Here is a 12,023-nt window from a genome sequence, read left to right on the forward strand (position 1 = left end):
ACAACAGCCCCCGTCGCCACCGCCACAGCGCCTGAGGCAATGCCCGCACACCCCAGTGCGAGATTGCCCGGTGGGCTTCAGTCCCGCCTTTTCAATCAACGCAAGGTACTGCCATGGCGCGCAAGCCCCAAATCGTTCTCTCTTCTCTGGATGTTGACCGTATCGAAGCCCTGATTGCAGCGATGCCCGCGAGTGTCTTTCCGGGCAAGATAGAGTTGCAGGCCGAGCTGGACCGGGCAGATGTGGTGGCGCCCGAGGAGATTCCGCCCAACGTGGTCACCATGAACTCCACGGTGAAGTTCCTGATCGTCGAGACAGGCAAGGAGTTTTGCCTGACGCTGGTCTACCCACGCGACATGGACGGCAGCGCTGACAAGATTTCCATCCTGGCCCCCGTGGGCAGTGCGCTGCTGGGCCTGGCGGTGGGCGACGAACTGGCCTGGCCTGGCCCCGGCGGCAAGGCCATGACGGTGCAGGTCAAGGAAATCGTGTACCAGCCCGAAAGCTCGGGCGAATTGCACCGCTGAGCGCGTGCATGGGGCGGCGGCGCGAGCCCGTAGCGTACGCCCCTCGTTCAAGCCCAGTTGCTCCCCAGTTGCACCAGCACCCCGGCAGCCACCAGACTGGCCTGCCAGCGCAACAACGTGGGCAGCGACGGCGTGTGCCGCTCCACCCGGCGGTAGAGCCACTGACCAGCCACCAAAGACAGCGCAAACGCCGCCACCATGCCCAGCGCGTTGGCGCCGGGCGAAGTGGGCCACAGGCTGCTGACCACCGCGTTGACCAGCAGGCACACCGCGAAGTGGATGAGGAACACCGAGTAGGACATTTGCCCCAGTCGCACCAGCGGAGCCACTCCCTGCCACTGGCGTACCGCAGGGGTGCGCATGGCCCACACCAACAGCAAGGCCGTTGCAAGCGCCAGCGCAATGCGCCCCCGGAAGTCCACCACCAGAGCCACAACGCCCAACACGGCCATGGCCCCAACCCAGCCCGCAGCGCGCGGCGCACGGCTGGCCCAGAAGGCCATCATGCCCAGGCCGTAGGCGCCAAAGAAATACACCGCCCACACATCCCACTGGGCGTCACGGTTAAAGCCCCAGAGCGAGGCTGCCACCCCGGTCACCACCGCGCACTGGCCCACCCATGCGGCGCGTTGGCGGGGCAGCCCCTGCGGCAGCGCACGCACGGCAGCGAATGCCAGGACGCTGAGGGTGAAGAGCTGAAAGTCGATGGCCACATACCACACCCCCGCCGACAGCGATTCGTGGTCTGCCACGCTGTGCAGCAGCAGCGCGTGGGTGATTAGCTGGGCAACATCTGGGTCTCCAGGCACCGAGGGGTGATCGAACCAGGGCCGCACCAGGGCACTGACCAGCACCGTGACCAGCAGCGCCACCACGTAGGGCACCACCAGCCGCACAAACCGTTTGCCCACCTGCTGCCCTGCCGAATCAAAGCGCGCCACGCCTTCCGGTGCCAGGCTGGCTGCAGCGAGGTAGCCGCCCAGCACCAGGAAGATCTGCACCGCCATGCGCGCGTAGTCGTACAGCCAGGCCATGAGGTCAGGCGCCAGCGGCTGCGCAATATCAGACATGGGGCCATAGAACGCCAGGTGGTGCGCGACGATGGCTGCGCAAGCCAAACCCTTGGCGGTGTCCAGAAGTGGCAGGCGAGAGGAAACTTGAGACATGCAGACAGCGAAATTGCCGGTGCTCACCCGCAGCGGCAGTGGGCTTGGGCGATAGGAGGGCGTGGAGGTAAAGCCCTCTATTGTCCACCCGGCGGGTAAAACAGACCAAATTGCTCAAACAGCGCCATCCAGCACGCCTTGGCGATCAACGCGGCGTGGAGCGCGTTCGCATGGAATCCGCGCAGCCACCGCCAACGCTGCACAACAAAAAGCGGGCCCGAGGCCCGCTTTGGCTGGTTGGAACGCGCGAAGGCTTACAGCTTCAGGCGTGCGCGGGCCTCTTCGTATTCGCGGCGCAGTTTGCCCACCAGCTCGGCAGTGCTGGTCACGGCGTTGATGGCACCAATGCCCTGGCCGCAGCCCCAGATGTCTTTCCAGGCCTTCTTGGCGTCGCCGCCAAAGTTCATCTTGCTGGGGTCAGACTCGGGCAGGTTGTCAGGGTCCAGACCCGCAGCGCGGATCGACGGTGCCAGGTAATTGCCGTGCACACCTGTGAAGAGGTTGCTGTAGACAATGTCGTCTGAATTGCTGTCCACAATGGCCTGCTTGTAGGCGTCCTGCGCGCGCGCCTCGTGCGTGGCGATGAAGGCCGAGCCGATGTACGCAAAGTCGGCCCCCATGGCCTGTGCCGCCAGGATGGCACCGCCCGAGGCGATGGAGCCCGACAGCGCCAGCGGGCCGTCGAACCACTGGCGGATTTCCTGAATCAAGGCAAACGGGCTCTTGGTGCCCGCGTGGCCCCCCGCACCCGCGGCCACGGCGATCAGGCCGTCTGCGCCCTTTTCAATCGCCTTGTGCGCAAACTTGTTGTTGATGATGTCGTGCAGCACCACGCCACCCCAGCTGTGCACCGCCTGGTTCACATCTTCGCGCGCGCCCAAGGACGTGATGACGATCGGCACTTTGTACTTGGCGCACACCTGCATGTCGTGCTCCAGGCGGTCGTTGCTCTTGTGCACGATCTGGTTGATGGCAAAGGGCGCGGCGGGCTTGTCGGGGTTGGCCTTGTTGTAGGCCGCCAGGGTTTCGGTGATCTCGGCCAGCCATTCGTCCAGCAGCTCGGCGGGGCGGGCATTGAGTGCAGGCATGGAGCCCACCACACCCGCCTTGCACTGCTCAATGACCAGCTTGGGGTTGCTGATGATGAACAGCGGCGAGCCAATCACAGGCAATGACATGTTTTGCAACACGGGAGGCAATTTGGACATGGGCAACGACTTCCAGAAATAGATTTTGATCAAAACAGCCCCTAGCGCTTATGCAATAAGCGCCAGCAGCTATTATTTTTATAGTAACAGCCTGCACCCTGCACAGGCCTTGTCTCACTCCCTAGCGGGTAGGCGCCCGCTGTCAGAAGGCTTCCAGCGCCAGCTCGGTCACGCTGGCCGCGCCTTCCACAATGCTGTCGCGCAGGCCAGGGGCCTTCACCAGGATGTGGTCGGCATAGAACTGGGCCGTGGTGATTTTTGCTCGCATGAAGGCTTCGTCCTGTCCCTTTTGCAACAGGTCTTGCGCCACCAGCAGGCTGCGAGCCAGCTGCCAGCCTGCCACCACATTGCCTGCCAGCATCAGGTAAGGCACGCTGCCCGCAAACACGGCGTTGGGCTGGGCCTTGGTGCCACCGGCCACAAAGTCGATCACGTCCAGCAGCGCCTTGCGTGCGGCAGTGAGGCGCTTGGCCACAGCCAGCGCGGCAGGCGTGCCGCTGGCCAGCAATTCGCTCTCAGTCTTTTCGATCTGCGCAGCAATGCCCTTGGCCACCTGGCCACCGTCACGCGCTGTCTTGCGGCCCACCAGGTCATTGGCCTGGATGGCGGTCGTGCCTTCGTAGATGGTCAGGATCTTGGCGTCGCGGTAGTACTGGGCCGCGCCGGTTTCTTCAATGAAACCCATGCCGCCGTGCACCTGCACGCCCAGGCTGGTCACTTCCAGGCTGGTTTCGGTGCTGTAGCCCTTAACCAGCGGCACCATGAATTCGTAGAACGCCTGGTTTTGCTTGCGCGTGTCGGCATCAGGGTGGTGGTGCGCTGCATCAAACGCAGCAGCGGCCACAGTGGCCATGGCGCGGCAACCTTCCACCGTGGCGCGCATCGTCATGAGCATGCGCTTCACATCGGGGTGGTGAATGATGGGTGCGCTGGCGGCGATGCTGCCATCCACGGGGCGGTTTTGCACACGGTCTTTGGCGTACTGCACAGCCTTTTGGTAAGCGCGCTCAGAGATCGCAATGCCCTGCATGCCCACGGCGTAGCGGGCGGCATTCATCATGATGAACATGTATTCGAGGCCGCGGTTTTCTTCGCCCACCAGGTAGCCCACGGCACCGCCGTGGTCGCCAAACTGCAGCACGGCCGTGGGCGATGCCTTGATGCCCAGCTTGTGCTCGATGCTCACGCAGTGCGCGTCGTTGCGCGCGCCCAGCGAGCCATCTTTGTTGACCATGAACTTGGGCACCACAAACAGGCTGATGCCCTTCACACCCTCAGGCGCCCCCTGCACACGGGCCAGCACCAGGTGAATGATGTTCTCGGCCATGTCGTGCTCACCGTAGGTGATGAAGATCTTGGTGCCGAAGATTTTGTAGATGCCATCGGGCTGAGGTTCAGCGCGCGTGCGCACCAGGGCCAGATCCGAGCCCGCCTGGGGTTCGGTCAGGTTCATGGTGCCGGTCCACTCGCCGGTCACCAGCTTTTCAAGGTAAGTGGCCTTGAGCTCATCGCTACCGGCCGTGAGCAACGCCTCAATCGCGCCATCGGTCAGCAATGGGCACAGCGCGAAGCTCATGTTGGCGCTGTTGGTCATCTCGATGCAGGCAGCGCCGATGGTCTTGGGCAGGCCCTGGCCGCCAAAGTCGGCTGGGTGCTGCAGGCCTTGCCAGCCGCCCTCGGCGTACTGGCGGAAGGCCTCCTTGAAGCCGGGGGTGGTGGTGACCACGCCGTCTTTCCAGCTCGAGGGGTTCTTGTCGCCTTCCCAGTTGAGCGGAGCCAGCACGCCTTCATTGAACTTGGCGCACTCTTCCAGCACGGCGGCGGCGGTGTCCAGGCCTGCGTCTTCAAAGCCGGGGATCTGGGCGATCTGTTCAATGTTGGCCAGGTGCTCGATGGCGAACAACATGTCCTTGACGGGTGCGGTGTAACTCATGGATGTCTCCGAGAAAGCGATATTTCGTCAAAAAAAAGGCATCGCGAGCGATGCCTTTGTACGCAGTTGGCGTTCTTACAGCGCCTTGACCAATTCCGGCACAGCCGTGAACAAGTCCGCCTCCAGCCCGTAGTCAGCCACGCTGAAGATCGGCGCTTCCGGATCCTTGTTGATCGCCACGATCACCTTCGAATCCTTCATCCCGGCCAAGTGCTGGATCGCACCCGAGATACCAGCAGCGATGTACAGCTGCGGCGCCACGATCTTGCCTGTCTGGCCCACTTGCAAGTCGTTCGGGGCGTAGCCCGCATCCACCGCCGCGCGGCTGGCGCCAATGGCTGCGCCCAGCTTGTCGGCCAGTGGGGTGATGACTTCGTTGAACTTCTCGGCGCTGCCCAAAGCCCGGCCACCGGAGACGATGATCTTGGCGGCGGTGAGCTCGGGCCGGTCGCTCTTGGCGATTTCGCTGCCGATGAAGCTGCTCTTGCCGTTGTCGGCTGTGGCGGCTGCGGTTTCAACGGCGGCAGAGCCACCAGTGGCGGCTGCTGCGTCAAAGCCGGTGGTGCGCACGGTGATGACTTTGACGCTATCTGCGCTTTGCACCGTAGCAATGGCGTTGCCGGCGTAGATGGGGCGCTCGAAAGTGTCGGCGCTCACCACTTTGGTGATGTCGCTGATCTGCGCAACGTCGAGCTTGGCGGCCACGCGGGGGGCCACGTTCTTGCCGCCAGCGGTGGCGGGGAAGAGGATGTGGCTGTAGTTGCTGGCGATAGCCAAAACTTGCGCGGCGACGTTTTCAGCGAGGCCATGCTCCAGGCCGGCTGCGTCGGCGTGGATGACTTTGGCGACACCGGCGATCTGGGCAGCGGCTTGTGCGGCGGCACCGGCGTTGTGGCCGGCGACGAGGATGTGCACGTCGCCGCCGCAAGCTGCAGCGGCAGTGACGGTGTTGAGGGTTGCGCCTTTGATGGATGCGTTGTCGTGTTCAGCAATAACGAGTACGGTCATTTCTTGTTCTCCTTAGATGACTTTTGCTTCGTTCTTGAGTTTCTCTACCAGGGCGGCCACGTCGGCCACCTTCACACCCGCGCCGCGCTTGGCGGGCTCGGTCACTTTCAGGGTCTTGAGGCGGGGGGCCACGTCCACTCCGAGGTCTTCTGGCTTGACGGTGTCCAGCTGCTTTTTCTTGGCCTTCATGATGTTGGGCAAGGTGACGTAGCGGGGTTCGTTCAGGCGCAGGTCGGTGGTGATGACTGCGGGGAGAGTCAGGGCCAGGGTTTCGAGGCCGCCATCCACTTCGCGGGTCACGCTGACTTTGTCAGCAGCCAGTTCCACCTTGCTGGCGAAGGTGGCCTGGGGCAGGTCTGCCAAGGCGGCGAGCATCTGACCGGTCTGGTTGGCGTCGTCGTCGATGGCTTGTTTGCCCAGGATGATGAGCTGGGGTTGTTCTTTGTCGACCAGGGCTTTGAGGAGCTTGGCCACGGCCAGGGGCTGCAGTTCGGCATCGGTCTCGACCAGGATGGCGCGGTCGGCGCCGATGGCCATGGCGGTGCGCAGGGTTTCCTGGCATTGGGCCACGCCGCACGAGACTGCGATGACTTCGGTCACCAGGCCTTTTTCTTTCAGGCGCACGGCCTCTTCAACGGCGATTTCGTCAAAGGGGTTCATGCTCATCTTCACGTTGGCGATGTCCACACCCGTGTTGTCCGACTTCACGCGGACCTTCACGTTGTAGTCCACCACGCGCTTGACAGGGACCAAAACCTTCATTGCTGCGGCTCCTAGAGAGTTGGTTGAATTGACGTTTACGTAAACCGGAACATTCTATGTCGCACTGCAGCGAACCTGTCAAAAAGTACGCACCAATGCAGCAAATCTCAAAAACGAACGACCGTGCTTTTCTGGATTATAGGCCAGCAAACCGCCCACACCGCAAAAGTTTTCGGCACCCTGCGCGCGGCGGGGTCATTGCCCCCGTTCACCCGACATGGCAACGCCCGCCAAATCCGCGACGGAAGGGCCTGCCGCAGGCAGGCTGCCGTCCACCTGCACATGCATGACCCGCTGCGGAAATGGAATGTCGATCTTGTGCGCCCGCAGCGCCACCAAAATGGCGCGGTTGATGTCTGAGCGCAGACCCAAAGTGCCGTTTTCGGGGTCGGCAATCCAGAAGCCGACCGTGAACTCCAGACCATCGGCACCAAAGGCCGACAGCGCCGCCGAGGGGGCTGGATCGCGCAGCACGCGGCTGCTGGCCAGGGCAGACTCGGTGAGCAAACGGATCACCAGGTCCACATCACTGTCGTAAGCCACACTCACCACCGTGGAAAGCCACACCCGTGGGTCGGCCAGCGACAGGTTTTCCACGCGCTGGGTGATCATCATTTCATTGGGCACGATCGATTCGCTTCCGGCAGAAGAACGCACCACCGTGTACCGCGCGTTGATGTTGGTGATGCGGCCTTCAAAGTTATCCACCCGCACGTTGTCACCAATGCGCATGCTGCGCTCGGTCAAGATCACAAAGCCGCTGACATAGTTGGCTGCCAGCTTCTGCAAGCCCAGACCAATCCCCACCCCCACCGCACCGCCCAGCACCGACAAGGCCGTGAGGTCGATGCCCACCGCAGACATCGAGATGATGAGGCCGAAGAACACCATCAGGGCCCGCAGCGCATTGCTGATGGCCTTGCGCAGCGACAACTCGGCGCCGGTGGCCGAGCGCAGCAGCCGCGACTCAATGGCGGCGGACACCCACAGGGTGAGCAGCAGCACCGCGCCCGCCGTCAAAGCCCCCTCCACCATGGTGCGCAGGCTCAGGGTGACGTTGCCCACCTTCCAGTGGATCTGCTCCATCTCGCCCAGCACCCGCGGCAGCAGGCCCGTAACCCAGAGCACCATAGCCATCCATGCCAGCCAGGAAATGGAGCGCTCGATCGGCTTGACCCAGGCCGACTGGGGAAAGGCCACCTGCAGCACTTTGGCGCCGATGCGGATGACCACGAGCGAGACCAGCACCGGAATCGCCACCTTGAACACGGCCAGCGGCACCCACTTGATCAACAGGGTACGCGCCACATAGCCAGACGCCAGCAACACGATGGGGAACAAGGCGCCGTCTATCACCCGGTGGCCAAACAGGATGGAACGGCGCCCTTCATGGTGGAACCCACGTCGCAGCCCCGCCACCACCACCCAGGCCAGCCCCACACACACCAGCAGGCTGGCCAATTCAATCAACACCGTAGGGGACGCAAAGGCCCCCAGCCACTGGCCTACGTCATCCATCAGAAAGTCGCCTGTATCCATCGCCATCAGCGCTTCCACTCCGGTGTGCGTTTTTCAGCGAATGCACGGGCGCCCTCCTGGGCGGCAGCGTCCATCATGTTGCAGGCCATGGTTTGGCCCGCCAACTGGTAGGCGGCTTCCAGCCCCAGTTCGCGCTGCTGGTACACGAGGGCCTTGCCCATGGCCACGGCAGTGCGGGGCTTTTCCAGGATGGAATGAACAAGCTTTTCCAATTCGGCATCCAGCGCATCGGCAGCCACCACCCGGTTGACCAAGCCCTGTGCCAAAGCGGTGCGTGCGTCAATGAAGTCACCGGTGAGCAGCATTTCCATGGCGCGCTTGGCCGGCACGTTGCGCACCAGCGGCACACTGGGCGTGGCGCAAAACAGACCGTAGTGGATGCCACTGGTGGCGAAGCTGGCCTCTTCGGCCGCCACTGCCAGGTCGCACTGGGCCACCAGCTGACAACCCGCCGCCGTCGCCATGCCGTGCACGCGCGCGATGACGGGCACGGGCAGCTTGTGGATGGCCAGCATCATGCGGCTGCACTGTGCAAACAGCTTTTGGTAGTAAGCCAGATCGGGGTTGGCTGCCATGTCCTTGAGGTTATGCCCCGCACAAAAGGCCTTGCCAGAGCCAGCCAGCACCACCACGCGCGCAGTGTCGTCCCGCGCCACGTCATCCAGCGCATGCTGCAGCGCCGTGAGCATCTCACCGCTCAAGGCGTTGAAGCGGGCGGGGTCATTCAAAGTCAGGGTGACCACGCCGCGCGCATCACGGGTGACCTGGAGTACATCGTTCAAAGTCGTTGTTGTCATGTCTTGCTTTCATCGGCCAAGCCGCCGCAGTAGGGCGGCTCACCGCAAGGCGACCCGGGACGCAACACCAGCTGCGCCCCGGGGAATACGTCACAAATCAGCCAGCACGCGCAGATGCGCTTCCACGCTGCGGGCCAGTGGGCCCATGACATAGCCCCCCTCCAGGCAAGAAACAATGCGCCCCTTGGAATAGCGGCGGGCAATGTCCTTGATGCGCTGGGTGATCCAGGTGTAGTCCTGCTCGGTCAACCCGAGCTGGCCCATGTCGTCCTCGCGGTGGGCGTCAAAGCCCGCACTCACGAAAATCATCTCGGGCTTGAACGCCTCCAGCTTCGGAATCCACATCATCTCGATGATTTCGCGGATGTCCATGCCCCGGGTGTAGGCCGCCACGGGCACATTGACCATGTTGGGCGCCGGATCGACGTCGCCGCTGTAAGGGTAGAAAGGGTGCTGGAAGATGCTGACCATGAGGGCGCGCGAGTCGCCCGCCAGGATGTCCTCGGTGCCGTTGCCGTGGTGCACATCAAAGTCCACCACCGCCACGCGGTGCAGGTTGTAGCGCTGCAGCGCGTATTTGGCAGCCACCGCAACGTTGTTGAAAAAGCAAAAACCCATGGCCTTGCTGCGGGTAGCGTGGTGGCCTGGGGGGCGCACCGCGCAAAAGGCGTTTTCCAGCTCGCCGGCCATCACGGCATCGGTGGCGGCCAGGGCGGCGCCCGCAGCGCGCAGGGCGGCCTTCCAGGTGTGCGCGTTGATGGAGGTGTCGGTGTCGAGCTGCGCGTAATTAGGGCCGCCCGCCATCAGTTCTTCATTCAGCCGATCTGACATGCCCCGCAGCGCAGCCACGTACATCCGGTCGTGAGCCAGTTCAATGTCGGCCAGGGCGGCTTCGGGGGCTTCAAAACGCTCCAGCGCATCCCCCACTCCGGTGACCAGCAAGCGGTCTTCAATGGCATCCAGCCGCTCCGGGCATTCCGGGTGGCCAGGGCCCATTTCGTGTTTCCAACAATCCCTGTGCGTGAAATAGCCCGTCTTGCTCACAGTCTTGTCCCCGTGTCTCGATTGATTCAGAGTTTTTCGGATAACGTTGTGCCATGGATGCACAGCACAAAATCAACTCGCTTCTGGATCAGCTTAACACGGTGATCGTGGGGAAAAAGGCCCAGGTACAAGACTGCGTCGCTTGCCTATTGGCCGGGGGGCATTTGCTCATCGAGGACGTTCCGGGGGTGGGCAAGACCACGCTGGCCCATGCGCTGTCGCGCACCTTTGGCCTGCAGTTCTCGCGCGTGCAATTCACGGCCGACCTGATGCCCAGCGACCTCACCGGCGTGTCTGTCTATGAGCGCGGCAAGGAATCCTTCGTGTTCCATCCCGGCCCCGTGTTCGCGCAGGTGCTGCTGGCCGATGAAATCAACCGCGCCAGCCCCAAGACGCAAAGCGCGCTGCTGGAGGCCATGGAGGAAAAGCAGGTGTCGGTGGAAGGCGCCACCCGCCCCCTGCCCCATCCGTTCTTTGTGATTGCCACGCAAAACCCGCAAGACCAGCTGGGCACCTTTGCACTGCCTGAATCGCAACTGGATCGTTTTTTGATGCGCATCTCCATCGGCTACCCCGACCGGGCTGCCGAGCGCCTGCTGCTGGCAGGCTCCGACCGCCGCGACATGGTGGACACCCTGCCCGCCTTGCTCACACCGCACGAACTGGCCGAACTGCAACGCCAGGTGCTGGCCGTGCACACGTCAGACGCCCTGCTGAATTACGTGCAGGACCTGGTGGATGCCACCCGCTCGGGCAAGTGGTTTTTGCAAGGTCTATCGCCGCGCGCAGGCATTGCGCTCATGCGTGCGGCCAAGGCGCAGGCGCTGATCAGCGGGCGCGACTACGTAGCACCCGATGACGTGCAAGCCGTGCTACCCCAAACCATTGCCCACCGGCTGGTACCCGTGCGTGACGCCGGACGCGGCGCCGTGGAGCAGGTACGCGCCATGGTGGATGCGGTTGCGCTTGCGTGATGGCCTCCACTGCCCCTCCCCCCTCCGCCCCGGGCTGGCTGGCAAGCTGGTCACCCGCCGCCGCACTGCGGCGGCGCATTCGCGCATGGTGGCAGGGGCGCCTCAAACGTACCGACACGCTGGAGCTGACACAGCGCAACGTCTACATCCTGCCCACCGGCCCGGGATGGATGCTGGCGGTGACGCTGGTGGTGCTGCTCATTGCCTCCATCAACTTCCAGCTCAACCTGGGCTACCTGTTCACCTTCATGCTGGCGGGCAGCGCCGTGATTGGCATGCACATCAGCCACGCTACGCTGCGCGGGCTGACCCTGCATTTGAAGCAGCCCCAACCGCAATTCATGGGCAGCAGCGCGGCGCTGGAGGTGCAACTCACCAGCCAGCGCTCCACCCCACGGTATGGCATTGGCATCGCCGTGCACAGTGGCGATGACCCATCGTCCCCCGCAGACCACCACTGGGCCTGGACGGACGTTCCCGCACAAGGGCAAGCCGTGGTGCACGTTGCCTTTCAACCCCAACGGCGAGGCCTGCATCCCGTGCCTACCCTGACGGCCGAGACGCGCTTTCCGCTGGGCACCTTCCGCGTCTGGACCTACTGGCGGCCGGCCGCCCAGCTGCTGGTGTATCCGGCCCCCGAATCCACCCCGCCGCCATTGCCAGCGGGAGAGCCCCGCGCCACGGGCAAGGGCCACGCCACCAGCCAAGGCATCGGTGAGTTTGACGGCGTGCGAGCCTACCGCCGTGGGGATCCTCTCAAGCTCGTGGTCTGGAAAAAAGCCGCCAAATCCCTGGGCAGCGGAGCTGACGATCTGGTCAGCCGCGACGCGCAACAAAGCCACCGGCAGGAACTGTGGCTGGACGTGGCCCATGCCCAGTTGCCCGACCTGGAAGCCCGCATCTCACGCGTCACCGCTTGGGTGTTGCAAGCCGACCGGCTGGGCCTGGACTACGGCCTGCGTGTGCCCGGGCGAGAAATCCCGCCAGCCAACGGTGCAGCCCACCGCGTGCAATGCCTGGAAGCGTTGGCGCTGTGCTGAACGGTATTCGCCGTGTCCCGCCGGT

At 63.5% G+C, this 12,023-nt stretch carries 11 protein-coding genes; 3 read left to right on the top strand and 8 right to left on the bottom strand.

Going from position 1 to position 12,023, the window contains the following annotated elements; all coding sequences use genetic code 11:
• Positions 1-113 precede the first annotated feature (113 nt).
• Positions 114-527, top strand: coding sequence for a nucleoside diphosphate kinase regulator (rnk, locus tag PQV96_RS12555; protein ID WP_273623106.1), 414 nt, complete (start codon positions 114-116; stop codon positions 525-527).
• A gap of 47 nt (positions 528-574) precedes the next feature.
• Here the strand turns inward: rnk and PQV96_RS12560 are convergent, their stop codons facing one another.
• The 8 genes from PQV96_RS12560 to PQV96_RS12595 form a co-directional block, all read right to left on the bottom strand.
• Positions 575-1,693 (bottom strand): acyltransferase family protein, encoded by a 1,119-nt coding sequence (locus PQV96_RS12560; RefSeq protein WP_273623107.1) that lies wholly within the window; start codon positions 1,691-1,693, stop codon positions 575-577.
• Positions 1,694-1,947: 254 nt separating this feature from the next.
• Positions 1,948-2,901 carry an NAD(P)H-dependent flavin oxidoreductase gene (locus PQV96_RS12565; protein WP_044403012.1) on the bottom strand — a complete coding sequence of 318 codons (954 nt, stop codon included), beginning with the start codon at positions 2,899-2,901 and terminating at the stop codon, positions 1,948-1,950.
• A gap of 142 nt (positions 2,902-3,043) precedes the next feature.
• Entirely contained in the window at positions 3,044-4,834 is a 1,791-nt protein-coding gene (locus PQV96_RS12570) for an acyl-CoA dehydrogenase (protein ID WP_273623108.1), read from the bottom strand.
• Positions 4,835-4,909: 75 nt separating this feature from the next.
• Positions 4,910-5,842, bottom strand: coding sequence for an electron transfer flavoprotein subunit alpha/FixB family protein (locus PQV96_RS12575; protein WP_273623110.1), 933 nt, complete (start codon positions 5,840-5,842; stop codon positions 4,910-4,912).
• Positions 5,843-5,854: 12 nt separating this feature from the next.
• Entirely contained in the window at positions 5,855-6,604 is a 750-nt protein-coding gene (locus PQV96_RS12580; RefSeq protein ID WP_273623111.1) for an electron transfer flavoprotein subunit beta/FixA family protein, read from the bottom strand.
• Between the two features lie 195 nt (positions 6,605-6,799).
• Positions 6,800-8,149, bottom strand: a complete 1,350-nt coding sequence (locus PQV96_RS12585; protein ID WP_420482146.1) for a mechanosensitive ion channel family protein — start codon at positions 8,147-8,149, stop codon at positions 6,800-6,802.
• Entirely contained in the window at positions 8,149-8,940 is a 792-nt protein-coding gene (locus tag PQV96_RS12590; RefSeq protein ID WP_273623112.1) for an enoyl-CoA hydratase, read from the bottom strand. Before PQV96_RS12590 ends, PQV96_RS12585 begins: the two co-directional genes overlap by 1 nt.
• A 90-nt stretch (positions 8,941-9,030) precedes the next feature.
• Positions 9,031-9,936, bottom strand: a complete 906-nt coding sequence (locus PQV96_RS12595; protein ID WP_273623113.1) for a histone deacetylase family protein — start codon at positions 9,934-9,936, stop codon at positions 9,031-9,033.
• 101 nt (positions 9,937-10,037) lie between these two features.
• Between PQV96_RS12595 and PQV96_RS12600 the strand changes: the two genes are divergently transcribed.
• Positions 10,038-10,958, top strand: coding sequence for an AAA family ATPase (locus PQV96_RS12600; protein ID WP_273623114.1), 921 nt, complete (start codon positions 10,038-10,040; stop codon positions 10,956-10,958).
• Positions 10,958-11,998, top strand: a complete 1,041-nt coding sequence (locus PQV96_RS12605; RefSeq protein WP_142084704.1) for a DUF58 domain-containing protein — start codon at positions 10,958-10,960, stop codon at positions 11,996-11,998. The genes PQV96_RS12600 and PQV96_RS12605 overlap by 1 nt, the downstream gene beginning before the upstream one ends.
• Positions 11,999-12,023: the final 25 nt, after the last annotated feature.

The organism is Acidovorax temperans, from assembly GCF_028596105.1.
GTDB lineage: Bacteria > Pseudomonadota > Gammaproteobacteria > Burkholderiales > Burkholderiaceae_C > Acidovorax > Acidovorax temperans.

Excerpts from the sequence above, each read along its gene's own strand:
- rnk (WP_273623106.1), top strand. The coding sequence starts at position 114 with ATGGCGCGCAAGCCCCAAATCGTTCTCTCTTCTCTGGATGTTGACCGT.
- PQV96_RS12560 (WP_273623107.1), bottom strand. The coding sequence starts at position 1,693 with ATGTCTCAAGTTTCCTCTCGCCTGCCACTTCTGGACACCGCCAAGGGT.
- PQV96_RS12565 (WP_044403012.1), bottom strand. The coding sequence starts at position 2,901 with ATGTCCAAATTGCCTCCCGTGTTGCAAAACATGTCATTGCCTGTGATT.
- PQV96_RS12570 (WP_273623108.1), bottom strand. The coding sequence starts at position 4,834 with ATGAGTTACACCGCACCCGTCAAGGACATGTTGTTCGCCATCGAGCAC.
- PQV96_RS12575 (WP_273623110.1), bottom strand. The coding sequence starts at position 5,842 with ATGACCGTACTCGTTATTGCTGAACACGACAACGCATCCATCAAAGGC.
- PQV96_RS12580 (WP_273623111.1), bottom strand. The coding sequence starts at position 6,604 with ATGAAGGTTTTGGTCCCTGTCAAGCGCGTGGTGGACTACAACGTGAAG.
- PQV96_RS12585 (WP_420482146.1), bottom strand. The coding sequence starts at position 8,149 with ATGGCGATGGATACAGGCGACTTTCTGATGGATGACGTAGGCCAGTGG.
- PQV96_RS12590 (WP_273623112.1), bottom strand. The coding sequence starts at position 8,940 with ATGACAACAACGACTTTGAACGATGTACTCCAGGTCACCCGTGATGCG.
- PQV96_RS12595 (WP_273623113.1), bottom strand. The coding sequence starts at position 9,936 with ATGGGCCCTGGCCACCCGGAATGCCCGGAGCGGCTGGATGCCATTGAA.
- PQV96_RS12600 (WP_273623114.1), top strand. The coding sequence starts at position 10,038 with ATGGATGCACAGCACAAAATCAACTCGCTTCTGGATCAGCTTAACACG.
- PQV96_RS12605 (WP_142084704.1), top strand. The coding sequence starts at position 10,958 with ATGGCCTCCACTGCCCCTCCCCCCTCCGCCCCGGGCTGGCTGGCAAGC.